The sequence below is a fragment of the Gordonia malaquae genome, from assembly GCF_037148075.1.
In the GTDB taxonomy this organism is placed as follows: domain Bacteria; phylum Actinomycetota; class Actinomycetes; order Mycobacteriales; family Mycobacteriaceae; genus Gordonia; species Gordonia malaquae.
On record NZ_JBBCUB010000001.1, the window covers coordinates 1,191,243 to 1,214,417 of the forward strand.

General features: G+C 66.6%; 21 protein-coding genes. 11 read left to right on the forward strand and 10 right to left on the reverse strand.

Annotated features, from left to right (window positions below):
* Nucleotides 1–1,008 (forward strand): helix-turn-helix transcriptional regulator, encoded by a 1,008-nt coding sequence (locus WFK36_RS06030; protein WP_336790587.1) that lies wholly within the window; start codon nucleotides 1–3, stop codon nucleotides 1,006–1,008.
* Nucleotides 1,009–1,113: 105 nt separating this feature from the next.
* A complete protein-coding gene (gene acmB, locus WFK36_RS06035; RefSeq protein ID WP_336790589.1) occupies nucleotides 1,114–2,331 on the forward strand; it encodes a methyl acetate hydrolase AcmB in 1,218 nt (405 codons plus the stop codon).
* Nucleotides 2,332–2,398: 67 nt separating this feature from the next.
* On the opposite strand, the gene WFK36_RS06040 is transcribed toward acmB, so the two are convergent.
* From WFK36_RS06040 to WFK36_RS06060, 5 genes are all read right to left on the reverse strand, one after another.
* The gene (locus WFK36_RS06040; RefSeq protein WP_008376824.1) at nucleotides 2,399–3,145 is read right to left on the reverse strand and encodes a DUF4191 domain-containing protein; all 747 of its coding nucleotides are present in this window, start codon (nucleotides 3,143–3,145) and stop codon (nucleotides 2,399–2,401) included.
* Between the two features lie 42 nt (nucleotides 3,146–3,187).
* Complete coding sequence (lipA, locus tag WFK36_RS06045) at nucleotides 3,188–4,225, reverse strand: lipoyl synthase (protein ID WP_008376823.1); 1,038 nt, start codon at nucleotides 4,223–4,225, stop codon at nucleotides 3,188–3,190.
* Nucleotides 4,222–4,956, reverse strand: coding sequence for a lipoyl(octanoyl) transferase LipB (gene lipB / locus WFK36_RS06050; RefSeq protein WP_008376822.1), 735 nt, complete (start codon nucleotides 4,954–4,956; stop codon nucleotides 4,222–4,224). The genes lipA and lipB overlap by 4 nt, the downstream gene beginning before the upstream one ends.
* A gap of 167 nt (nucleotides 4,957–5,123) precedes the next feature.
* Nucleotides 5,124–6,848, reverse strand: a complete 1,725-nt coding sequence (sucB, locus tag WFK36_RS06055; RefSeq protein ID WP_336790593.1) for a 2-oxoglutarate dehydrogenase, E2 component, dihydrolipoamide succinyltransferase — start codon at nucleotides 6,846–6,848, stop codon at nucleotides 5,124–5,126.
* A gap of 196 nt (nucleotides 6,849–7,044) precedes the next feature.
* Nucleotides 7,045–8,568, reverse strand: a complete 1,524-nt coding sequence (locus tag WFK36_RS06060; protein WP_336790595.1) for a leucyl aminopeptidase — start codon at nucleotides 8,566–8,568, stop codon at nucleotides 7,045–7,047.
* A gap of 85 nt (nucleotides 8,569–8,653) precedes the next feature.
* Between WFK36_RS06060 and gcvT the strand changes: the two genes are divergently transcribed.
* Nucleotides 8,654–9,763 carry a glycine cleavage system aminomethyltransferase GcvT gene (gcvT, locus tag WFK36_RS06065; RefSeq protein ID WP_336790597.1) on the forward strand — a complete coding sequence of 370 codons (1,110 nt, stop codon included), beginning with the start codon at nucleotides 8,654–8,656 and terminating at the stop codon, nucleotides 9,761–9,763.
* Between the two features lie 49 nt (nucleotides 9,764–9,812).
* Complete coding sequence (locus tag WFK36_RS06070; RefSeq protein WP_008376818.1) at nucleotides 9,813–10,910, forward strand: branched-chain amino acid aminotransferase; 1,098 nt, start codon at nucleotides 9,813–9,815, stop codon at nucleotides 10,908–10,910.
* Between the two features lie 65 nt (nucleotides 10,911–10,975).
* On the opposite strand, the gene WFK36_RS06075 is transcribed toward WFK36_RS06070, so the two are convergent.
* The 4 genes from WFK36_RS06075 to WFK36_RS06090 all read right to left on the reverse strand — a co-directional run bounded on the left by WFK36_RS06075 (nucleotide 10,976) and on the right by WFK36_RS06090 (nucleotide 14,801).
* Nucleotides 10,976–11,548 (reverse strand): hypothetical protein, encoded by a 573-nt coding sequence (locus WFK36_RS06075; protein ID WP_336790600.1) that lies wholly within the window; start codon nucleotides 11,546–11,548, stop codon nucleotides 10,976–10,978.
* Nucleotides 11,549–11,679: 131 nt separating this feature from the next.
* Nucleotides 11,680–12,426 carry an adenosylcobinamide-GDP ribazoletransferase gene (locus tag WFK36_RS06080; RefSeq protein ID WP_336790602.1) on the reverse strand — a complete coding sequence of 249 codons (747 nt, stop codon included), beginning with the start codon at nucleotides 12,424–12,426 and terminating at the stop codon, nucleotides 11,680–11,682.
* A complete protein-coding gene (gene cobT, locus WFK36_RS06085) occupies nucleotides 12,416–14,128 on the reverse strand; it encodes a nicotinate-nucleotide--dimethylbenzimidazole phosphoribosyltransferase (RefSeq protein WP_336790604.1) in 1,713 nt (570 codons plus the stop codon). The genes WFK36_RS06080 and cobT overlap by 11 nt, the downstream gene beginning before the upstream one ends.
* A 1-nt stretch (nucleotide 14,129) precedes the next feature.
* Complete coding sequence (locus WFK36_RS06090; RefSeq protein ID WP_008376814.1) at nucleotides 14,130–14,801, reverse strand: DUF3043 domain-containing protein; 672 nt, start codon at nucleotides 14,799–14,801, stop codon at nucleotides 14,130–14,132.
* A 221-nt stretch (nucleotides 14,802–15,022) separates the two neighbouring features.
* Here WFK36_RS06090 and WFK36_RS06095 point away from each other — a divergent pair, with 221 nt between their 5' ends.
* The 3 genes from WFK36_RS06095 (at nucleotide 15,023) to WFK36_RS06105 (ending at nucleotide 17,625) form a co-directional block, all read left to right on the forward strand.
* Nucleotides 15,023–16,099 carry a glycerate kinase family protein gene (locus WFK36_RS06095; RefSeq protein ID WP_336790607.1) on the forward strand — a complete coding sequence of 359 codons (1,077 nt, stop codon included), beginning with the start codon at nucleotides 15,023–15,025 and terminating at the stop codon, nucleotides 16,097–16,099.
* 124 nt (nucleotides 16,100–16,223) lie between these two features.
* The gene (locus tag WFK36_RS06100) at nucleotides 16,224–16,574 is read left to right on the forward strand and encodes a HesB/IscA family protein (protein ID WP_008376812.1); all 351 of its coding nucleotides are present in this window, start codon (nucleotides 16,224–16,226) and stop codon (nucleotides 16,572–16,574) included.
* Nucleotides 16,575–16,650: 76 nt separating this feature from the next.
* The gene (locus tag WFK36_RS06105) at nucleotides 16,651–17,625 is read left to right on the forward strand and encodes a carbohydrate kinase family protein (protein ID WP_336790610.1); all 975 of its coding nucleotides are present in this window, start codon (nucleotides 16,651–16,653) and stop codon (nucleotides 17,623–17,625) included.
* 235 nt (nucleotides 17,626–17,860) lie between these two features.
* Here the strand turns inward: WFK36_RS06105 and asnB are convergent, their stop codons facing one another.
* Nucleotides 17,861–19,786: an asparagine synthase (glutamine-hydrolyzing) gene (gene asnB, locus WFK36_RS06110; protein ID WP_336790612.1), complete on the reverse strand. Its 1,926-nt coding sequence runs from the start codon at nucleotides 19,784–19,786 to the stop codon at nucleotides 17,861–17,863.
* 303 nt (nucleotides 19,787–20,089) lie between these two features.
* Between asnB and ctaC the strand changes: the two genes are divergently transcribed.
* The 4 genes from ctaC to WFK36_RS06130 all read left to right on the forward strand — a co-directional run bounded on the left by ctaC (nucleotide 20,090) and on the right by WFK36_RS06130 (nucleotide 23,093).
* A complete protein-coding gene (gene ctaC / locus WFK36_RS06115) occupies nucleotides 20,090–21,241 on the forward strand; it encodes an aa3-type cytochrome oxidase subunit II (protein ID WP_336790614.1) in 1,152 nt (383 codons plus the stop codon).
* Complete coding sequence (locus WFK36_RS06120; RefSeq protein ID WP_008376808.1) at nucleotides 21,241–21,657, forward strand: cytochrome c oxidase subunit 4; 417 nt, start codon at nucleotides 21,241–21,243, stop codon at nucleotides 21,655–21,657. The genes ctaC and WFK36_RS06120 overlap by 1 nt, the downstream gene beginning before the upstream one ends.
* 38 nt (nucleotides 21,658–21,695) lie before the next feature.
* A complete protein-coding gene (locus WFK36_RS06125; protein WP_336790616.1) occupies nucleotides 21,696–22,226 on the forward strand; it encodes a GNAT family N-acetyltransferase in 531 nt (176 codons plus the stop codon).
* 129 nt (nucleotides 22,227–22,355) lie between these two features.
* On the forward strand, nucleotides 22,356–23,093 hold the full coding sequence (locus WFK36_RS06130; protein ID WP_336790619.1) for a type IV toxin-antitoxin system AbiEi family antitoxin domain-containing protein: 738 nt from the start codon (nucleotides 22,356–22,358) through the stop codon (nucleotides 23,091–23,093).
* Nucleotides 23,094–23,175 lie beyond the last annotated feature (82 nt).

Here is a 23,175-nt window from a genome sequence, read left to right on the forward strand (position 1 = left end):
ATGCATGCTGACCTCGACCCTCGGCCGACTGTCGCTCGGGCGGGCTGCGGTCAATCGGTTTCAGCGACGGAGACCGACTGGGACCGGGTTCGTGCGTGGACAGACGAGAAGTACATGAGTTTCCGTGTACGACCTGTCGGCCGTGCTGTCACTCCGAAGTCGACGATGTTCTCGGTGCCGATCGGTGAGATGACGCTCACTCGGTTCAGCTACGGAATCGAGGTCGATTTGGACAGTTTCGACGCCGACGCGGGGAAAGTGCTCGTTCTCACCACATTGCGAGGTGCCACACGTCACGTGACCGCGAATGCTGCGGAGCAAGAAGTCACCGCTCGCCAGACGTACGTCACGGACTGCAGTCGAGCCGACTATCGACTGATTGCAGACCCCGACCACCTGCAGCTCAACCTGACGATCCCGCATGGTCTTCTCGCCGACCTCGCCCTCCGCTGGTGGGGACATGTGCCGGACGACCGTTTGTGGCGTCACGGCTGCGTAGTGGGTGGCGAGGGCAGTCCGTGGCTCGCGCTATTGGCGTACGCGTCCCGCACGGCTGCGGCAGCACCGGACGCAGTCTCCAGCGGTCGGATCGGCGAGCACCTTGAGGAAATGATCGGCGCTCAACTTCTCGAAGACTGGGCGAGGAGGGCACAACTGGACTTGGAGAGTCGTCCGGCTGTCACCGCGCCCCGGTACGTTCGGCTCGCGGCACAGTACGCCCACGAACATGCGCGGGAACTGCCGACCGTCCTCGACTTGGCTCAGATAGCCGGCGTCAGTGCCAGAGCGCTGAGCGGTGCGTTCGGCAAGTATCTGAACATGACGCCGCGTAGCTACCTGATCGAACAGCGGCTCCAAGGCGTGTACCGCGACCTGTCATCCGGGCATACGACGGTGTCAGCCACGGCGCGGAACTGGGGCTATGTCAACTTGGGCGTCTTCGCATCTTCGTACCGTCGGCGATTCGGCGAGCTGCCGTCGGAGACTCTTGCAAGACGCACTGCCTGAACCGTTTGCCGGTCGAGGACGGCACGTGCCGATTGCAGACATGGCGGTGTCGACGCCTGACTTAGCGTTCGTGGTGAAGATCACCTTGACCGTCCAGGAGGACCGATGACCGACAATCACAGCCAAGTCTCGGAGTGGAGGCGCGAAGTCACTGTCGCCGTTCGCACGATTCTCACCGGGATCACATCCGACGCCGACCTGGGCGGACGGGTACCGGGAGTGGTCGCCGCTGTCACCCGGTCGAACGGGCCATCCATCATCGAGGTGGCCGGCGTGCGTGCCCTCGGCGAAGCCCAGCGAATGACAGACGACACAGTGTTCGCGATGTTCTCGACCACCAAAGCGATCACGGCGACGGCGGTACTCCAATGCGTGGAGGAGGGCCTGCTCGACCTTGATGCACCCGCATCTGAGTATGTGCCCGAGATCGCGGACCTACAAGTTCTCGACCGATTCGAGCCATCCGGTGAACCGGTGCTTCGAGCACCTCGCACTGCAATCACGACCAAGATGCTGCTGCTGCACACGGCGGGCTTGGGGTACCCGTTCTTCAATGAGGACTATCACCGATTGGCCGTCGACCGCGGGCAACCGAGCATCATCACGGGGACGAAGGACTCGATCGCGACGCCCTTGCTATTTGATCCGGGAACCCGATGGAACTACGGATCGAACCTGGACTGGGCAGGCCTTGTCGTCGAGGCGATTCGAGGCGGCAGGCTCGGAGACGTAATGGCTGAAAGGATCTTCGCGCCACTCGGAATGACGGACACAGCGTTCACGATGTCGCCTTCGATGGCGGATCGCCGGGCCGAGATTCACCAGCGTGCCGACGATGGAGCGCTGGCGCCCACCGGTCTGGTCCTGCCGCAGGAGCCGGAGGTTCAGATGGGCGGGCACGGCCTCTACTCGACGGTGCCCGACTACATGCGCTTCCTGCGGATGTGGCTCAACGACGGCGACGGCGAGTTCGGACGAGTCGTCCAGAGATCGACCATCGAAGCTGCGGTGCAGAACGGTCTCGGGGATCTGCAGGTGACCATGCTTCCGGGCGTCGAACCCGAGTTGTCTCACGACGCCGAGTTCTTTCCAGGTCAACGAAAGACCTGGGCCTACAGTTTCATGGTCAACGAAGAGGACGCGCCGACCGGCCGGTCAGCAGGCTCGCTGGGCTGGGCTGGCTTGGCGAACCTGTACTACTGGATAGATCGTCGCAACGATGTCGCCGGCATGTGGGCGACGCAGATCCTCCCCTTCGTCGATCCGGTATCTATCGGTGGATACCTCGACTTCGAATCAGCGATCTACCGAACCCTCGACTGATCCCCAAAAACGACGACGGGCGGCTCTCTGGTAGGAGAGTCGCCCGTCGTCGTAGCGCGGAAGTTCGTCAGCGACGACGAACGGTACGTGCAGCGCTGCGCATCTTGGCGCCTTGAGGCATCGGACCCTTGGGGAGAGCTGCGCCTGCACCGCCCTTGGCCTTGAGCGCCGACAGTCGGCCGTCGACGGCTTCCATGCGATTGCGGTCGATGTTGTTCGGCAGTTTGCGGATGTAGCGTTCCAGCTTGGCGAGTGGGACTTCGCCCTCCCCGTCGCCGACCATGACCTCGTACACGGGGGTGTCGCCGACGACGCGAGCGACCTTCTTCTTCTCCTGCGACATCAACGGCTTCACACGGCTGGCCTGGCCTTCGGCGACGAGGATCACGCCGGGCTTGCCGATCACACGGTGCACTGCGTCGAGGTGCGACGTTCCGGCGACGGCCTGCTGCACTCGCCACTGGCCGCGGATGTTGCCCAGGGCCCATCCGGCGGCGCCCGGCTGTCCGTCGGCCTTCTTGTACACGGTCTTCTGAACGCGGCGGCCGAACAGGATGAACGACAGCAGTACACCGAGGATCAGGCCGAGCGGGATCATCATCCACAGCGGTCCGAAGGCGAAGAGGCTCAAGACGACGAAGATCGCCGTCACACCGAGGATCACGGCCGCCATCAGCGGAATGAGGGCCTTGTCCTCCTTGCGCTGCATCTGGAACGCCTGCCAGATCTGCTGCCGGCGTTCTTTGCTCGCCGCCTTGCGGGCGGCCTTCGCTGCGGCCTTCGCCTCTTTGCTCTTGTCTTGCGCCTTCGCCATGCCTACCAGTCTAAAGGTCTCGATGCGGGATACGTCGCGCGGTCAGCGCGACATCCGAGCGAGGACGGACGAGGCCTCCTGTGCGGCCGATCCCTCGGCGGCGAGGTGTGCGAGTTCCGGTGCCAGTTCGCGGCCGTGGCGTGCCATGGCCTGCGAGTAGAGGCGTCCAGCGCGGTACGACGAGCGGACCAGCGGGCCTGCCATCACGCCGGCGAAACCGAGCTCTTCCGCGTACTGCGAGTGCTCGACGAACTCCTCGGGCTTCACCCAGCGCTCCACCGGGTGATGACGCGGCGACGGGCGCAGGTACTGGGTGATCGTCACGATGTCGCAGCCAGCTTCGTGCAGGTCGCGCAGCGACTCCTGGATCTCCTCGGGTGTCTCGCCCATGCCGAGGATCAGGTTCGACTTGGTGACCAGTCCGAAGTCGCGTGCCTGGGTGATCACGTCGAGCGACCGCTCGTAGCGGAAGGCCGGGCGGATCCGCTTGAAGATGCGGGGCACGGTCTCCACATTGTGCGCGAGGACTTCCGGGCGAGACTCGAAGACCTCGGCGAGCAGATCGGGCTTGGCGTGGAAGTCGGGGATCAGGTTCTCGACGCCCGTGCCGGGGTTGAGTTCGTGGATCTTGCGGACGGTCTCCGCGTACAGCCACGCGCCCTCGTCGGGGAGATCGTCGCGTGCGACGCCGGTGATCGTCGAGTATCGCAGTCCCATCGACCGGACGGACTCGGCCACTCGACGCGGCTCATCGCGATCGAGCGCCGACGGCTTGCCGGTGTCGATCTGGCAGAAGTCGCAGCGGCGGGTGCACTGCTCACCGCCGATGAGGAAGGTCGCCTCGCGGTCTTCCCAGCATTCGTAGATGTTGGGGCAGCCCGCCTCTTCACACACCGTGTGCAGGCCCTCGCCCTTCACCAGCGACTTGAGTTCGGTGTACTCGGGGCCCATCGTCGCCTTGGTCTTGATCCACTTCGGCTTGCGTTCGATGGGGGTCTGCGCGTTGCGGACCTCGAGACGTAGCAGTTTGCGGCCGCTCGGGGCGTCGGCGGGGGACGGGGTGGACGGTGTGGCAGTCACTGCGGGGTTCCTACGGTCGAGGGTGTGGGGGATGTCGAGTCGAGTGCGTCGGCGGTGTGACCGGGCGACGGCGGGATCGGGTCGTCGAGACATTCGGCGACCAACGCCGTCACCTCGTCGAGTATCGAGTCGACGCTGATCGGTTCGCCGATCTCGTTCGCGATCGATGTGACACCCGCGTCGGGGATCCCGCACGGCACGATCGCGTCGAACACGGTCATGTCGGGGTCGACGTTGAGTGCGAAGCCGTGCAGGGTCACGCCCTTGGCGACGCGGATGCCGATCTGGCCGAGTTTCCGGTCGCCCTTCTCATCGTCGATCCAGACGCCGGAGCGTCCATCGATACGACCGGTGGCCAGGCCGTGTCCGTTGCAGACGCGAATCAGGGCCTCTTCGATCCGGCGGACGTAGTCGACCACGTCGACGGGTTCGGCGAGCAGCACGATCGGGTAACCGACGAGCTGGCCTGGGCCGTGCCAGGTGATGCGTCCGCCGCGATCGACATCGATGACGAGCGCTCCATTGGTGGGACGGTCGGTGTCCTGCGTCCGCTTGCCTGCGGTGTACACCGACGGATGTTCGAGGAGGAGCAGCACGTCGTGGTCGAGTTCGCCGGACGCACGTTGATCGGCCAGCTCGTGCTGCATCCGATAGGCGTCCTGATAGTCGATCACGCCGAGGCGTCGCACCTCGATCGGTTCACTGCTCAATCGGGCGGATCCGTTACGCACAGCGGCACTCCAAAGAACACATCAGACAGACGGGAAAGACGTCGCGGCGTGGCACATGAATCTGCAACGCGCCGCGCGCCGGAAACATTCCGGACGGGAAAGACGAACGCCGTCCGCGGCGACCGGGATGGTCGCCGCGGACGGCGGTCATACGGATTGGGAACGTGTCACAGTCCCAGGTCGCCGGCGAACTCTCCGGCTTCCAGGCGCTTGCGGACGGTCGTGACGAAACGACCGGCGTCGGCGCCGTCGATCAGGCGGTGATCGTAGGTCAGCGGCAGGAACGCCATCGACCGCGATGCGATCGACTCGGTGCCGTCGGCCGCAGTCAGGACCACGGGACGCTTGACGATTGCACCCGTGCCGAGCATGGCGGCCTGCGGCGGAACCAGAATCGGCGTGTCGAACAGTGCACCCTGGCTGCCGATGTTCGTGATGGTGAACGTGCCGCCGGCAAGCTCGTCGGGCTTGAGGCCACCGTTGCGTGCGCGGTCGGCGATGTCGGCGATCGCACGGGCCAGACCGGCCAACGACAGGTCGTCGGCGTTGTGGATCACCGGCGAGAGCAGGCCCTGCGGGGTGTCGACGGCGATGCCGAGGTTCACGGTCGGGTGGTACGTGATCTCCTTGGCTTCTTCGTTGATCGACGCGTTGACGTTCGGGTGGGCCTTGAGCGCCTCGACGACGGCCTTGGCGAAGAACGGCAGGAAGGTCAGGTTGACGCCTTCGGCGGCCGCGAAGCCCGCCTTGGCGGCCTTGCGCAGTGTCGCGACCTTGGTCATGTCGACCTCGTGGACCTGCGTGAGCTGTGCGCTCGTCTGGAGCGACTCACGAGTCTTCGCCGCGGTGATCTGACGGATGCGGTTGATCTTCTGCGTCGTTCCGCGGAGGGCTGCGAGCTCGGGGCTGGCGGTGGCGACCGCAGGAGCAGACGCAGCAGGAGCGGCAGGCGCCGCTGCAGCCGGGGCGGGCGCCGGAGCCTTCTTGGCCTCGGCGGCAGCGAGCACGTCCTGCTTGCGGATGCGTCCGCCGACACCGGTGCCGGTGAGAGTCGACAGGTCGATGTCGTTCTCCGCGGCGAGCTTGCGCACGAGCGGCGTGACGTACGGCGTCGACTCGAGCGTCTCCGACCCGGCTGCGGGAGCGGGTGCGGCAGGCGCAGCAGGTGCAGGGGCGGCCGGAGCAGCGGGTGCGGGCGCCGGAGCTGCAGGTGCGGGAGCAGCCGGTGCCGCAGGCGCGGGTGCCGGAGCTGCAGGCGCAGCGGGTGCCGCGGCCTCGTTGGCGTCGCCGATCACGGCGAGGCGTCCACCGACATCGACGACGTCGTCGGTGTCGGCGACGATCTCCAGGAGAACACCTGCGACGGGCGACGGGATCTCGGTGTCGACCTTGTCGGTCGAGACCTCGAGGAGCGGCTCGTCGACATCGACGGTGTCGCCGACGGCCTTGAGCCAGTTGGTGACGGTTCCCTCGGTGACCGACTCACCGAGCTCGGGCATCACGACGTCGGTGCCCGACGCGGAGCCGGCAGGCGCAGCGGCCGGAGCTTCGGCTGCTGGAGCGGCCGGCGCCGGAGCGGGCTCCGGTTCGGGCGCGGCTTCCGGCTCGGGTGCGGCGGCAGGTGCAGGCGCCTCTGCCTCGGGGGCTGCTTCGCCTGCCTCGCCGATGAGAGCCAGCTGACCGCCGACCTCGACCACGTCGTCTTCGTGCGCGACGATCTTGGTCAGGACGCCCGCCACCGGAGACGGGATCTCGGTGTCGACCTTGTCGGTGGAGACTTCGAGCAGGGGCTCGTCGATGTCGACGGTGTCGCCTTCCTGCTTCAGCCATTGGGTGACGGTTCCCTCGGTGACGCTCTCACCCAGGGCGGGCATCTCAACAGAGAAGGCCATTGCGTGTGACTCCCTAACTCGTGAACTTGTGCCGTTCGGTCAAGCCGATTCGCGGGTGCTTCCCACGTGCGCTCTTGTGGGCTCACGTGTACGTGCAGACGGTGGATCGACCGACTCCCGAACTCACAGTACCCGCTCGCTGTGAGACGTTCAGGGGAGTCCATCGGTTACCCGTCAGTAGCGGTTGAGGCGGGGTTCAGCCGTTCTCGACGACGTCTTCGAGAACCGCGATCAGGGTGCGAACGGGCACGCCCGTACCGCCCTTGGTCGTGTAACCCCACGGGCCGGAGGTGTTGAACGCGGGACCCGCGACGTCGACGTGTGCCCAGCCGATTCCTTCGCCGACGAACTCCTTGAGGAAGATCGCCGCGGACAGCATGCCGCCCCACCGATGGTTGGTGACGTTGGCGAGGTCGGCGACTCGCGAATCGAGGTCACCGCGCAGCTCCGACGGCATTGGCATGGGCCAACCGTTCTCGCCGACACTCTGCGAGACCGATGCGACGCGATCGCGGAACTCGTCGGTGCCGAGCACACCCGGGGTGCGGTTGCCGAGGGCCACCATCTGCGCGCCGGTCAGCGTCGCGGTGTCGATCAGGTAGTCCGGATCGTCCTCGCATGCGCGGACGATCGCATCGGCGAGGATCAGCCGCCCCTCCGCGTCGGTGTTGAGGACCTCGACGGTGGTCCCGCCGTACTGCGTCAGGACGTCGCCCGGTCGCTGAGCGGTGCCCGACGGCATGTTCTCGGCCATCGGGACGGTGGCGATGACGGTGACGTTCACGTCGAGTTTGGCGGCGGCGATGGCCGTCGCGACGACCGCTGCGGCGCCGCCCATGTCGGAGGTCATGTGGTCCATGCCCGCGGCCGGCTTGATCGAGATGCCGCCGGTGTCGAATGTGATGCCCTTGCCGACGAGGGCGACTGTGCGTTCGGAGCCCTTGGCCTCATGGATGAGTCGAACCAGACGCGGTGGACGAGAGCTGCCCTTGCCGACTCCCACGATCCCGCCGTAGCCGGCCTTGGCCAGTTCGACGTCGTCGAGGATCTCGACGCGGAGACCGGCCTGGCTGGCGAGGACGCGGGTGCGCTCAGCGAACTCGGCCGGGAACAGATGGCTCGGCGGAGTGTTGACGAAGTCGCGGGCGAGCGCCACGGCGTCGGCGACGATCAGCGCGTGATCGAGCTCCGCGCGGTTCTCCTTCGACTTGGCGGCCAGCAGTCGGACTTCGGACGGCGCCTGCTTCTTCGACGCAGACTTGGCCGACCGGAACTCCTCGAAGCGGTATCCGCCGAGGAAGTAGCCCTCCGCAGCGGGGCCGACACCGGCCTGGGCGAGAGCGCTGACCACCCGGCCGACACCGTCGAGTTTGCGGATCGACTCTCCTGCCGCCTGCCGGATGGCGTCGGCATCGTGATCGTCGGAGTCCTGGCCGAGCCCGACGGTCTGGATCAGGCGGACCGGCAACGATGTCGGTGCCGGGAAACTGAGGATCTCGCCGCTGCGGCCGGTGCCGCCGAGCGCGGCGATGCTCGCCGACACGGCATCGGCGGCCGCGTCGTCGAGGAGGTCCTCGCCGATCAGCAGGGAAGGCGCCTGGGTGTCGGCGTCCTCGGCGGCGATCAGGCCGATCACCAGGACGTCGTCGTCCTTGGTGAGGGCGGTGGTCAGTTCGATGCGCGGACCGCGAACGCGGTCGGAGAAGTCGTTGCTGCTCACGGGTGTCAACTCTGCCACAGGTGGGTCGGCGTCGATGCGACCGGCGGCGCGACGCGGCTCATGCGAGGGCGATACCGTATCGGGTATGACCGAACTCCTCGCAGGCCCCATCGCCGACCGTCACATCGCTCTCGGAGCATCGTTCGCCGAATTCGGCGGATGGGACATGCCGGTGTCGTACTCCGGCACCGTCGCGGAGCACACCGCCGTCCGTGAAGCCGTCGGGATCTTCGACGTCAGCCACCTGGGTAAGGCGCTCGTCGCCGGAGCGGGCGCGGCCGACTTCGTCAACCGATGCTTCACCAACGACCTTCGCAAGGTGACCGCGGGCAAGGCGCAGTACACGATGTGCTGCAACGCGGAAGGCGGCGTCGTCGACGATCTGATCACCTATCTGGTCAGCGACGACGAAGTGTTCCTGATCCCGAACGCATCCAACACCCCGGCGGTTGTCGCCGCACTCAAGGAGGCCGCGCCCGACGGCGTCGAGATCACCGACCTGCATCGTGACTACGCGGTGTTCGCGGTACAGGGACCGAAGTCGGCCGACGTGCTCGCAGCTCTCGGGCTGCCCACCGAGATGGAGTACATGGCGTTCGCCGACGCGACGCTGACCGTGGACGGCGCGGAGCGCACCGTGCGGGTGTGCCGCACCGGTTACACGGGCGAACACGGGTACGAGATTCTTCCGACGTGGGCCGACGCGGGCCCGGTCTTCGACGCTCTGCTCGCCGAGGTCACGGCTCGTGACGGTCTTCCCGCCGGTCTCGGCGCGCGCGACACACTGCGCACCGAGATGGGCTACGCGCTGCACGGCCACGAACTGAGCCCCGAGATCACGCCGGTCCAGGCGCGCAGCTCGTGGGCGGTGGGATGGGACAAGCCTGAGTTCTTCGGCCGCGACGTCCTGGTCGCCGAGAAGGAGGCGGGCCCCGCGCGCCGGCTGTACGGACTCAAGGCCACCGGTCGTGGTGTGCCGCGCGCGGACTGCACCGTGCACCTGGAGGCGGGCGGCGAAGTGATCGGCGTGTGCACATCGGGCACCTTCTCGCCGACTCTCAAGCAGGGCGTCGCGTTGGCGTTCATCAACACTGATTCGGGAGTCAAGAAGGGCGCGACCGTGGTCGTCGACGTCCGCGGACGTGCTCTCGAATGCGAGGTCGTCCTGCCGCCGTTCGTGCAGGGCAACGTCTGAGAGTCCGGTCCGACGATGCCGGTTTGCGGAGCAGGGATAGGATCGGTGCATGACCTTGGAGTTCACTCGCACCGAGCATCCGCATCCGGTGTCGGAGGGTCGACGCGCAGAGATTCTCGCCGCGCCGGGCTTCGGCAACCACTTCACCGACTACATGGTGGTAGTCGATTACGACCGTGAGCGCGGATGGCACGACGCGAAGGTGACCCCGTACGGTCCGATCGCGCTCGATCCGGCTGCGATGGTCCTGCACTACGCGCAGGAGATCTTCGAGGGGCTCAAGGCGTACCGCCAGCCCGACGGCACGATCGCCGCGTTCCGACCCGAGGCGAACGCCGAGCGGTTCAACACCTCCGCTCGTCGTCTCGCTATGCCGGAGTTCCCGGTGGAGGACTTCGTCGGATCGTTGCGGGCGCTGCTCGAAGTGGACGACGCCTGGGTGCCGCCTGCCGGCGGCGAGGAGTCGCTCTACCTGCGTCCCTTCATGTTCGCGACAGAGGCGAGCCTCGGTGTTCGCCCGGCGAACCAGTACCGGTACGTGCTGATCGCATCGCCCGCGGGCGCGTACTTCCAGGGCGGCCTCAAGCCGGTCAGCGTCTATCTGTGCACCGAGTACGTCCGGGCGTCGCCCGGCGGCACGGGCGCCGCCAAGTTCGGCGGCAACTACGCCGCTTCGCTGCTTGCACAGGCGCAGGCTGCAGAGAAGGGCTGCGACCAGGTGGTCTGGCTCGACGCGATCGAGCACCGGTACATCGAGGAGATGGGCGGGATGAACCTGTTCTTCGTCTTCGGGTCGGGATCGCAGGCTCGCCTCGTCACACCGGAGCTGAGCGGTTCACTGCTGCCCGGCGTCACACGGAAGTCGTTGCTCGCGCTCGCCGCGGATGCGGGCTACTCCGTCGAAGAGCGCAAGATCTCCACGAAGGAACTCGCTGACGGCGTCCGGTCCGGCGAGATCACCGAGGTGTTCGCCTGTGGAACGGCGGCCGTCATCACGCCGGTCGGCCGAGTCCAGAGTGACACCGACGCCTACACGATCGGCGACGGCACCACCGGCGAGGTCACCCAGGCGCTGCGCGACACGCTCACCGGTCTGCAGCGCGGCACGTTCGCGGACACCCACGGGTGGATGACCCGCCTCAAGTAGTTCAGGGTCTCCAAGCGTCGGAGGCGTTTCCCGGTGTCAGTCCGGGAAACGCCTCCGAACGTTTGTCAGGGCAGGAGCGATCCGAGACTGCCGAGCCCCGGACCGGTCAGGCTGCCGAAGGTCGGGTCTTCCGGATCGGGAGCGGTCGCGGTGACCTCGTATGTCGTAGCGGAGACCTTGTACGTGTCGGTCGGCAGGTCGTCCGCGCGGCAGAACTTGAACACCACGTACTCGGCTTGCAGGGGTGCAGTCGGCGTGATCGAAGCAGCCTTGGTTCCGCCTGCGGCGATCGCGGCGAGATTCGCCGTTCCCGCACTCCCGGTCACCGAGGCTTTGGCGTCGGCGAGTTCGGTGTCGGAAGCGACCTTGCGCCACCAGTCGTTCGTCACGGTGGCGAGGTGTGCGGCGTCGGCCTTCTCCGACGTCGGGTACAGCGTCACGGTGCAGTCGGCGATCAGGTCGGTCTTGTTGGTGACCGACACGTCGAACACTCCGCCGGTGAGCGTGTCGGTGTGCGGGTAGAGCGCTTCGTCGACGTAGATGGTGTCGTACGCGGCGGCGGTGCCGACGCCGATCGTCGCTGCTGAGCAGGCGGCTATTCCGGCGATGATGAGCATGTTCCGAATCCGGTTGGGCATGGAGACTCCGTGTGTCGTGGGGGACTGTGGACGTCGAGTGTGTCGGAACACTCAAGCCTGGTTACTTGTGAGTAGATTCTTCGTCTCAACGGCTGATTGACAGCGTCGAATCTGTGCCAGCGGGGTCCCGCTCAGAGGATGAGAATCACGAGGGACAGTGCCGTCGTGAGCTCGATGACGGCGCCGAGCACGTCGCCGCTGACGCCGCCCACCCGGCGACGGCAGTGTGCCGTGAAGGCGACTGTGAACACGAGGGCTGCGGGGACTGCGCAGATCGCGCGGATGCCGAGCGGCCACGCCGCGCCGAGGGCCGCCGCGGTCCAGACGAGCAGCGACCATCGTTGAGTTCCGGCGACGAGGGCGCCGAAGCCGTCGGCGTTCGCCGCATCGAGCCCACGGCGGCACGCGTAGACGACGGCGACTCGCGAGAGGACGACGGCGTAGACGATCTGCGCCCATTCGTGGTGGCCGATGAGGGTCGAGTAGGCAACGGCTTGAAGGACGAGGACGACGGTCAGCGTGGCGGCGCCGAAGGGACCGACGTCGCCGCCGCGCATCACCTGGCGCACCCGGTCGGGGTCGCCGTAGCAACCGAGTCCGTCAGCGGTGTCGGCGAGTCCGTCGAGATGCATCCCGCGCGTCGCGAGCGCCAGGACGGCCACGACGAGCAACCCGATGACGAGGTCGGGCAGCCTGGTGTGCGACAGTCCGAACGCGACGGCGGCAGCGACCGCGCCGAGGAGGGCGCCGACTATCGGAACCGCTGCGATCGCCGCACCGCCTGTTCGTCGATCCATCTCCGCCCGCGGTTGGGGGAGCGGTGCGACTGTCAGCCACGTGACCGCCACATGCACGGCAGCGGCCGGATTAGCCGCCATCGCTGACGCCGGCGTCGGCGAACGTCGCCATGTCGATCAGCACGTCGACGGCCGACGAGACGATCGGAAGTGCGGTCAGCGCGCCGGTGCCTTCGCCGAGACGCATCGACATGTCGACGATCGGGTCCAGTCCGAGACTCGACAGTGCAAAACCGTGGGCGGGTTCGGTCGATCGGTGACCGGCACGCCACCACGCCGAAGCGCCGGGCGCCAGCTGTTCGGCGACGAGCGCGGCCGCGGAGGTCACCACACCGTCGATGAGGACCGGCGTCCGACGCAGCGCGGCCTGGGCGTAGAACCCGGCCATGGCTGCGAGATCGGGTCCGCCGACGGCTGCGAGGAGTGCCAACGGCTCATTGCGGAATCGGCGGCCGTACCGCATGCCGTCGCGAATGGCGGCGGTTTTGCGGATCCAGGTGGCGTCGTCGATTCCGGTGCCGCGTCCGACGACGACAACGGGTTCCCGATCGGCGATCGTGCCGATCAGCACGGCTGCAGGAGTGGTGTTCCCGATGCCCATGTCGCCCGCGATCAGCAGGTCGGCACCGGAGTCGACGAGGCGATCGGCGATCGCACGTCCGGCGGCGAGAGACTTCCTCGCCTCGGCGATGGTCATCGCATCCCCGGTGCGGAGATCGCCGCTGCCGTTGCGGACCTTGTACGCGGTTGTTGCTGCGTCCGCTCCGGGGACGTCGGCTTTCACCGACATGTCGAACACGTGTACTCGCGCGCCTGCTCGACGAGCGAGGACGTTGACGGCTGCACCGCCCGCGGCGATGTTCGCGACCATCTGCGCGGTCACCTCGGGTGGGAACGCGGACACACCGTCCTGCGCCACGCCGTGGTCCCCGGCGAACACGGCGACCGCGGGTGCGGTGATCCGATGCGGCGGGCACTGATCTTGGCATGCGGAGATCCAGACGCCGAGATCCTCGAGCAGTCCGAGGGCTCCCGGAGGCTTCGTGAGCGTCAATTGGCGGGCGCGCGCCGCGTCGGCGACGTCAGGGGACGGTGGATCGATCGCCGGGAATACTTCGGCGTCGACACCGTCGGGCAGAGCGGCGCCGACGAACGACGCAGACGGGGAGATCGCCTCGGGGAAGGGAGCGACGGGTACGGGGACCAGTGGCGTGCGGGTCTGTTCGGCATCGGCCGGTGTGGACTCCGCCGACAGCGTGGCGCTCGGCGCGGGCAGGTCGAGGACACGGCCTGCGACGACCAGCTGCACGGTCTCGCACACTTGCGCGACACGGTTGTTCACCGAGCCGATCTCGTCGGCGAACCGACGTCCGACGGGTGTCGGCGCGACGACGGACATCCCTACTTCGGGGCTCACGACGACCACATCGGCGACGTGGTCGGCGATCGCCGAGCACAGGTCGTCGACGGCGTCGGTGATGGTGGCGGCCGGATCGTCCCACGCGTTCGCCGCGTCGAGCAGCGACGTCACCCATGAGCCGAGATCATCGATCAGGACGGGCGATTCGGGATCGAGCCGCATCTCGGCGGCCGGATCCTGAGTCTCGACCGTCAGGAAATGGTCTCCGCGCCGGGCGCGGTGTGCGTCGACGCGGGCGCCCCAGGCGTCGTCGACATCGACCGCACCGGTCGCCAGGTACCGGGGGCGATCAGTTGCCGCGAGGAGATTCTCGGCATGGGCGGACTTGCCCGAACGGGTTCCGCCCAGGACGAGATACCGCACGTCAGACCTTGTCGCCGGGCTTGGTCTGCGGCTTCGGCGCACGCATCACACGGAGCTGCATTGCGCGCGTGAAGGCGTACCAGCCGAGCCGGAACGGCTTCTCCTGCGTGTCCGGGTAGCGTTCGCGGACACGCTTGTTGACCATTCGGCCGAGGAACATCGAGTCGATCGCCATGAACACGACGAACACGAGCAGCAGCAGGTTCGCGATCACCGCGAGCCTGGGCACCATGATCGCGACGATCAGGAGCACGGCGAACGGCATGAACAGGCCGGCGAAGTTGCGGCGGGCGTCGACGATATCGCGGACCATCTTGCGGACCGGGCCCTTGTCGCGGGCCATCAGGTACTTCTCGTCACCCGACATCATCTTTTCGCGCTGGTCGATGCGAATCTGCTTGCGTTCGGCGGACAGCGCTTTGCGCTCGTCCTTGCTCATCGTCTTCTTGAGCGCTTTCTTGCGCTCGCGGGCCTCTGCGCGTGTCGTCGGAGGGGCGGCGACGGGACCGCGACGCTTCTCGGAATCGCGTCGTTTCGGCGTCGGACGACCCTTGCCGGGCGTCGGCGCGGCCTTGGCCGGGGTCTCTGCGGGGGCGGGCGCGGCGGTCGTCGACGCCGCGTCGTCTGCGGTGTCGTCGGTGCTCGTCGCAGCGGGCTTCCAGGGCAACTTCACACTGTTGAGACTAGAGCATGTCACCTAATTCGCTTCGCGCGGTCTTGACGGCCAGATGCACTCCCCGCGGCGTTGTCGTCGGCCGTGATGCCTACCGGTATCCCTCCCTCCTTCGCCTTGCGGGGCGCACATCTGATCCGCCGATCCCGAGCGGCGAATCAGGAGACATGCTCTAGGCGATGACCGGACTCGGCCGACGATCGGGCATTAGTGTCCGACCCATGACACCGACCGTGGACCGGGAGACGCTCAGCGTCGTCATCGCACCGGACGAGTTCGGAGGCACGCTGTCGGCCGTTGACGCGGCGTCGGCCATCGCAGACGGCTGGCTGTCGTCGAGGCAGGCCGATCGAGTGCGGCTGCTCCCGCAGTCGGACGGTGGACCGGGGTTCATCGCAGTGTTGCAGGCGGCAGGAGTCGTCACAGTCCGGACTCTTCGTGTCCCCGGACCACTCGGAGACCCGGTCGACGCGACGATCGGGTACGGAGCCGACGGGACCATGTACCTGGAAGCGGCGCAGGCGTGTGGACTCCATCTGCTCGGACGTGAGCCGGATCCGTCGTCGGCGCGTGCCGCGACCACGGCGGGAGTCGGCACGATGCTCGCGTCCGCCGTGGCATCGGGAGCGGGGAGGATCGTGGTCGGACTCGGCGGAAGTGCGACGACCGACGGTGGGAGAGGCGCTGTCGAGGAACTCGGTGGAATCGGCGCCGCACGCGCTCGAATGAACGGTATCGATCTGGTCGTGGCCTCCGACGTCGACAACCCGCTCCTGGGACCGGCAGGTGCGGCGGCTGTGTTCGGTCCGCAGAAAGGCGCGGATCCGGTGACAGTGCAGGATCTCGAGTCACGTCTGACCGACTGGGCGGCGTCTCTCGGCGATGCGGTGGCCTCCATGCCGGGCGCGGGCGCAGCGGGCGGACTCGGTGCCGCGTTGCTGGCGCTCGGAGGACGTCGCAGATCGGGGGCGGACGTCGTCGCCGAGGCGACGGGGCGTCGCCGCGAGCTCGCCGACGCTGACGTGATCGTCACGGGGGAGGGACGATACGACGAGCAGACGGCCCGGGGGAAAGTGATCGCGGCACTCGCGGCGGAAGCAGGGGGCACCCCGGTGATCGTCCTCGCGGGCCAGGTCCGCGGGACGCCGGACGTCGTCGGCGTGACCGCGGTCAGGTCGGTGGCCGACTTCGCCGGTTCGGTGGACGCGGCGATGCGGAGTCCACGCGAGATGCTGGCGGGGCTGGCGGCGGAGGTGGCACGCACGGTGGCCACAATCGAGGGCGTGATGCGGGAATAGGCGCACAGCGAGTACCGTTGAGCCAGTCAGACCGTGAACACACTCGATCGTCGTGTCTGCGGTTCGACGACAGACGTATCCCGGTTCGCTCGTGCAGACGCGGCCGGCGACATGAGGAGCGCCCATGACCGTTCAGAATGAAACCACCGACACCGGTGTCCTGCTCAGCGACAGCGCTGCAGCCAAGGCGAAGGCCCTGCTCGACCAGGAGGGCCGCGACGACCTCGCGCTGCGCATCGCCGTGCAGCCGGGTGGTTGTGCCGGCCTGCGTTACCAGCTGTTCTTCGACGACCGCACGCTCGACGGTGACCTCGTCCAGGACTTCGACGGGGTCAAGCTCGCCGTCGACCGGATGAGTGCGCCGTACGTTCAGGGCGCGACGATCGACTTCGTCGACAGCATCGAGAAGCAGGGCTTCACGATCGACAACCCGAACGCGACCGGCAGCTGCGCCTGCGGCGACTCGTTCAACTGATCTCCAGCGCAAGCGAGATGTGGCCGCGACCCCACCCCGGGTCGCGGCCACATTCGTCTGCACTACCGTGAGACAGATGTTCACAGCCGTCTGCGGGTCGCTCGCGACCGATCATCTGATGAAGTTCCCGGGCAAGTTCTCCGACCAGTTGGTCGCCGATCAGCTCCAACACATCTCTCTCAGCTTCCTCGTCGAAGACCTCGTCCTGCATCGCGGCGGAGTCGGCGGCAACATCGCGTACGCGCTCGGGGTGCTCGGAAACCGGCCCCTGTTGGTCGGCGCGGCCGGTGCCGACTTCGACGACTACGAGAACTGGCTCACCGATCACGGCGTCGACTGCCGCGGCGTGCGTCGTTCGACCACCAAGCACACCGCACGATTCATGTGCACCACCGATGAGACGATGGCGCAGCTCGCGACCTTCTATGCGGGTGCGATGACCGAGGCGGGCGACATCGACCTGCTCGACGTCGTCGCGGGTGGGGACCGCCCGGACATCGTGCTGATCGGCGCCGACGACCCGGCGGCCATGGTTCGTCACACGAACGCCTGTCGTGAAGCTGGTCTCCCGTTCGCCGCAGATCCGTCGCAGCAGTTGGCGCGCCTCGACGGCGACACGGCCCGCACCCTCATCGACGGCGCGGCCTACTTGTTCACGAATGAGTACGAGTGGGGCCTCCTCAAGCAGAAGACCGGCCTGACCGACGACGACATCGCAGGCATGGTCGGCGTTCGCATCACCACGCTCGGCGCCAATGGCGTCGACATCATCGACACGGACGGCTCCATCACGCACGTCGACGTCGTCCCGGTGAACGAGCAGGTCGACCCGACGGGTGTCGGCGACGGCTTCCGCGCAGGCTTCCTGACCGGTCTGGGAGAGAACCTCGGCTTCGAGCGCTCGGCGCAGCTCGGCGCGATGGTCGCGACCCTCGTCCTGGAGTCGGACTCGACCCAGGGCTGGACGTGGGACGTCGACGCCGCCCACGCTCGCCTGGCTGCCGCCTACGGTCAAGAATCGGCCGACGCCATTCGCGCCGCGCTGGCCTAGTCCGGCGCGCTTCGCGGGTCTTGAGCGAGCGAAGCGAGACGAAAGGCGCTCAACGAGCAGTAGGTCTTGAGCGAGCCTGCGAGACGAAAGGCGCTCAACGAGCAGGGACAGCGCAACGAAGAAGGCGAGGCGAAACACACTTCCGGAGCCCTCCGCAGCGAGCGAGCCGCTAGGCGAGCCTGCGAGGACTGCCGAGGAAAGTGTTTCGCCTCGCCTTCTGGCGTCGAACGCTCAGTTACAGGCGAACCGGGTAGTCGTGATCCTCGATCTGCGGGTCGATCGTCTTGTCGACGAAGATCCCGTACCAGAGCATGAAGCACAGGACGGTCCAGACGCGACGGCTGTTGTCCACCTCGCCGCGGCGGTGCTCGTCGAGCATCTGCATCACGAACGTCTTGTCGGAGATGTGATCGGTGTCGGACGTCGAGATGAGTTCGCGTGCCCAGTCGTACATCTCGGTGCCGGCGAGCCAGTGGCGGAGCGGGACCGGGAAACCGAGCTTGCGGCGGTGCAACACGTGGGGCGGCACGATCTGCTCGAGTGCCTTGCGGAGCGCGTACTTGGTCGTGTCGTGGCTGATCTTCTCCTCGAACGGGAGTTGTTCGGCGATCGCGAACACCTCCTTGTCGAGGAAGGGCACGCGGAGTTCCAGTGAGTGCGCCATGTTGATCTTGTCGGCCTTGACGAGGATGTCGCCGCGCAGCCAGGTGAACAGGTCCAGGTGTTGCATGCGGGTCACCGGGTCCATGCCTTCGCTCATCTTGTAGATGGGCGCGGTCACGTCCTGGTGCATCCAGTCTTCACGGAAAGTCCGAAGGACGGCGCGCAGGCGAGCGTCGTCGAAGCTGCGGGCGTTTCCGTAGTAACGCTCCTCGAGGCTGAGCGAACCGCGGTGGAGCAGGCTCTTGCCCCGCGTGCCTTCGGGGATGCGGTCCGAGACCTTGCCTGCGAGACGCCGCAGGCCGGGGGAGAGCTTGTCGAACGACTTGAGCGACAGCGGCTCCTTGTAGATCGTGTATCCGCCGAAGAGTTCGTCGGCGCCCTCGCCCGAGAGGACCACCTTCACGTGCTTGCGGGCTTCGGCGGCGACGAAGTACAGGGGGACGAGGGCCGGGTCGGCCACCGGGTCGTCGAGGTACCAGATGATCTTCGGGAGCGCGTCGACGAACTCTCGCGGAGACACGACTTTGACGATGTGGCGGGCGCCGATGGCCTCTGCCGATTCGGCGGCGACGTCCACTTCGGAGTAGCCGTCACGTTCGAAGCCGGTGGTGAAGGTGATGAGGTCGGGGTTGTGCTGGATGGCGAGTGCGGCGATCGCCGTCGAGTCGATGCCGCCGGACAGGAACGATCCGACTGTCACGTCGGCCCGCATGTGCTTTGCGACGGAGTCGCGCAGCACGTCGGCGATCTCGTCGTAGCGCTTCTGCTCGCCTCCGGCAGTGAAGGGACGGACGGGGAACTTCGGCACGAAGTAGCGGGTCACCTCGGGGGCGACGCCGGGCCGCAGCGTGGCGTAGCAGCCGGACTCGAGGCGGGTGATGTTCCGATGGAGTGATTCGGGCTCGGGGACGTACTGGAGGACGGTGTAGTGCTCGATGGCACGATCGTCGAGCTCGGCGTCCAGATCGAGGCGCTCGAGGATCTGCAGGAGGCTCTTCTTCTCACTGCCGAACGCGGTCCCGCGACTACTGGTGGCAAGGAACAGCGGCTTGATGCCGAACTGGTCGCGCGCGAGGAACAGTTCGCGCTTCTCGGTGTCCCAGACGGCGAATGCGAACATGCCGCGCAGCTTGCGGACCACGTCGGGACCCCAGTGGTGGAACCCGGCGACGATCGACTCGCCGTCGCCCTCGGTGCGGAACTGGGTGCCGAACTCTCTGGCGAGCTCCTCGCGGATCTCGAGGTAGTTGTAGATCTCGCCGTTGAACACCAGGGCGTACCGTTCGGTGTTCTCCGGTGGTCCCCAGCGCAGCGGCTGGTGGGAGTGCTCGATGTCGATGATCGACAGTCGATTGAAGCCGAGCACGATGTCGTCGTCGTGCCAGGTGCCGGGCTCATCGGGACCGCGGTGACGCATGCAGTGCGCCGCGGACGCGATCAGGTCGGCGTCCGGCCCCGCGGTGCCGTCACTGGTGAGCATTCCGAGCAAGCCGCACACGCTGACTGGCCTCTTTTCACATCGATTGCAGGTCGTGGCGAAGAACTGGTCCCCGCGCCGCGTCTACTATGCCGCAGAAGCGCCGCCGGGTGCGACATCCCGCGGCCCTCGTGAGGGAAACGACACTCTTGTCACGGCAAGAATCCGCAGGTCGGCACCCGTGAGGGCAAAACCGCCAACCCCAATCGAGAACAGATGGGCGGGTTGGACTACGCTGCGTAGTTACTAGGTGCAAGAATTGCGTCGAGCAGTGCAACACTCGTGCGCGAAACTTGTAGAACAGCTCCCTGTCAGCAGGAAGGCGTGAAATTGACGAACCGTGGACGGCCGTCTGTGCGACGTGGGGTACCCACGTCGCGCACGATCAAGCGACTCAGTGCCCTCGCGGTCCTGGGTGTCGTCGTGCTGATGACCTCGGGCTGCAGTGCCGAAGAAGCAATGCGCTTCGGATGGCCTGCGGGCGTGACCAGCGAAGCCAAGGACATGGCCGAATTCTGGACGTGGTCGGTCATCGCCGCCCTCGCCATGGGTGTGTTCGTGTGGGCCCTCATCTTCTGGACCATCACGTTCCACCGTGCGAAGGCAGTCGACTCCGAGGATCAGGAGATCCCGCGTCAGACGGCCTACAACGTGCCGCTGGAACTGGCGTACACCGCGATCCCGTTCGTGCTGATCGCCGTGATGTTCTACTTCACGGTCGTCGTGCAGAACAAGGTCGAGGCGAAGGAAGACAACCCAGCCGTCGTCGTCGACGTGACCGCATTCCAGTGGAACTGGAAGTTCGGCTACAACTCGGTCAACGTGAACGGCCAGCAGCTCGTCAGGGCCGAGGACTCGAAGAAGGGTTCCGCGTTCGACCTGCAGATCCCAAAGTTCCGTGAGCACGACGGCGAGAAGGAAGAGATCAAGGGCGCCGCAGGCGGCCGGTCGGCCGAGGAGCGCAAGTACCTCGCCTTCGATCAGATCGAGACCCTCGGCTCGTCCTCGGAGATCCCGATCCTGGTTCTGCCGACCAACACCCGCATCCAGTTCGACCTCGCGGCGGCCGACGTCGTGCACTCGTTCTGGGTTCCGGAGTTCCTGTTCAAGCGCGACGTCATGCCGTTCCCGGAGCAGAACCACACGGATTCGTCGTTCCAGATCAGCGGCATCGATCGTGAAGGCGCCTTCGTCGGACGCTGCGCTGAGATGTGCGGCACCTACCACGCGATGATGAACTTCGAAGTTCGCGCCGTGAGCCCTGAGGTGTTCGCCAGCTACATCAACTTCCGCAAGGCCAACCCGGAGGCCACCAACTCGGAGGCACTGCAGGCGGTCTGCCAGCAGCCGCGCTCGGTGACGACGGTTCCGTTCGACACGCGCCGCGTCTCGAACGGCACGACTCCGGACGATCTCGGCGATGCGAACAACACCGCACTGGCCGGGTGCACCCCGGCCGAGGGAGGTAAGAACTGATGAAGATCGAAGCACGCCTCTTCGAGGTCCTCGCAGTCTTCTTCATTCTGATGGGCGTCATCTACGCCGTCTGCACCTACTACTACCGGACCGGCGTCGAATGGACCGGCGTGACCTGCATGTTCTTCGCAGGCGGCCTGGCTCTGATCGCGGGCACGTACTTCCGGTTCGTGGCTCGTCGTGTTGAGATCCGTCCCGAGGACTACGACGACGCCGAGATCGAAGACGGTGCCGGTGAGCTGGGCTTCTTCAGCCCGCACAGCTACTGGCCCATCGCGATCGCCGCGGGCGCATCGCTCTTCGCGATCGGTTTCGCGACCGGCAACTTCTGGTTCTCGATCACCATGGTGGCAGTGATCCTCGCCGCGGTCGCCGGACTCGTGTTCGAGTACCACGTGGGACCTGAGAAGCACTGACGCATACAGCATCTGATGAAGCCGCACCCGGATACCGGGTGCGGCTTCGTCATACCCACGAACTGACGGACGACGATCGCGCCGCTCTGTTCGCGTTCCTGGACGAGGCGTTCGCACACGACTTCGAGGCCTCTGATTTCGACCATGCGCTCGGTGGCGTTCACGTCATCGCGGAGGACTCCGACGGTGTTGTCGGCCATGCGTCGGTGGTTCAGCGGCAACTGATCGCCGGAGACGCCGTGCACCGCGTCGGCTATGTCGAAGCGGTCGCAGTGGCCGCCCGCATGCGCCGTCGGGGGATCGGCGACGTCCTGATGTCGCGGATCGACGAGATCGTCCTGGCCGCGTACGACCTCGGTGCGCTCGGCGCGTCCGACGACGGGCGCCCGCTCTATCTACGACGTGGCTGGGAGCCGTGGACGGGGCCGCTCGGCGCTCTGACGCCGGATGGTGTGATCATGACACCGGATGACGACGGTGGGGTCCTCATCCTCCGGACGCGCTCCACGCAGCACATGGACACCGCTATGCGTCTCCTCTGCGACTGGCGCGCCGGCGACGTCTGGTAGACCGCTTCCCGCGGCAGTTCTCGTTCCTGCTCTTTGTCGGGGCGAGGAGCGGGAACTGGAAGCGCCGCGGGTACAAGCCTGTGGATACCGCCCTGGTCAGATCGCGGACTTCGCGCTTGGATACAGCGCATGTGGACTACAGATCGTAACGGCGTCGTCAGACGGTCCGAGGCGCTCGATGCCGGCCGCACTGACGCGGACATCCGACAGGCAGTCCGGAGAGGAGAGCTCCTCGTCGCCTGTCGGGGCCTGTACATACCCAGCTGCAGTCTGCCTGTCGAGAAGTGGCGCCTCGATCAAGAGGTCAATAGGCGACGCTGTCTCTCCGAAGCGGACGCCGGGGCCGTCCTCAGCCACCAGTCGGCAGCGGCCATTCTCGGCCTGGCAATGCTGGAGCCGGATACGAGCCGTGTGCACGTGTCAGTGCAGACGTCGGCGAACGGGAAGCGCCGCGCCACACGGCACATCCATACCGGCCTCGATGAGAACGATGTCATCGTCGTCGACGGCATTCTGGTCACCAGTCTCGCACGTAGTGCTGTGGACGTAGCGCTCACCTCCGACTTCGCGGGCGCCCTCGCCGTATTCGATTCTGCGCTACGAATGGGAGTGGATCGAGCCGAACTCCACGATCGCCTGGAGTCGGGGCGGCGACGTGGAATTGCCCGGGCGCGTGTTGCGCTGCGGTACGCGAACGGATTGGCCGCGAACCCCGGAGAATCGTGGAGCCGGGCCCAGATGATCGAGGCGCACCTACCAGTTCCGCGGATGGGCTTCGAGATCGTCCGCTGGGACTGGACCGTCGCGAAACTTTGCCAAGTCGCTGCGCGTGTTCGTCCGTACTTGCACGCCGCCGGTCTGTTGTGATCGCGGCGCTTCCAGTTGCCGCTCCTCGCCCCGACAAAGAGCGGGAACGAGAACTGTCGCGGGAAGGTCGGTGGGGGAAGGT

Bases quoted from the DNA above. Each gene is read 5' to 3' on its own strand.
- WFK36_RS06030 (WP_336790587.1), top strand. From the start codon at position 1: ATGCATGCTGACCTCGACCCTCGGCCGACTGTCGCTCGGGCGGGCTGC.
- acmB (WP_336790589.1), top strand. From the start codon at position 1,114: ATGACCGACAATCACAGCCAAGTCTCGGAGTGGAGGCGCGAAGTCACT.
- WFK36_RS06040 (WP_008376824.1), bottom strand. From the start codon at position 3,145: ATGGCGAAGGCGCAAGACAAGAGCAAAGAGGCGAAGGCCGCAGCGAAG.
- sucB (WP_336790593.1), bottom strand. From the start codon at position 6,848: ATGGCCTTCTCTGTTGAGATGCCCGCCCTGGGTGAGAGCGTCACCGAG.
- gcvT (WP_336790597.1), top strand. From the start codon at position 8,654: ATGACCGAACTCCTCGCAGGCCCCATCGCCGACCGTCACATCGCTCTC.
- WFK36_RS06070 (WP_008376818.1), top strand. From the start codon at position 9,813: ATGACCTTGGAGTTCACTCGCACCGAGCATCCGCATCCGGTGTCGGAG.
- WFK36_RS06075 (WP_336790600.1), bottom strand. From the start codon at position 11,548: ATGCCCAACCGGATTCGGAACATGCTCATCATCGCCGGAATAGCCGCC.
- WFK36_RS06080 (WP_336790602.1), bottom strand. From the start codon at position 12,426: ATGGCGGCTAATCCGGCCGCTGCCGTGCATGTGGCGGTCACGTGGCTG.
- WFK36_RS06095 (WP_336790607.1), top strand. From the start codon at position 15,023: ATGACACCGACCGTGGACCGGGAGACGCTCAGCGTCGTCATCGCACCG.
- WFK36_RS06100 (WP_008376812.1), top strand. From the start codon at position 16,224: ATGACCGTTCAGAATGAAACCACCGACACCGGTGTCCTGCTCAGCGAC.
- WFK36_RS06105 (WP_336790610.1), top strand. From the start codon at position 16,651: ATGTTCACAGCCGTCTGCGGGTCGCTCGCGACCGATCATCTGATGAAG.
- WFK36_RS06120 (WP_008376808.1), top strand. From the start codon at position 21,241: ATGAAGATCGAAGCACGCCTCTTCGAGGTCCTCGCAGTCTTCTTCATT.
- WFK36_RS06130 (WP_336790619.1), top strand. From the start codon at position 22,356: ATGTGGACTACAGATCGTAACGGCGTCGTCAGACGGTCCGAGGCGCTC.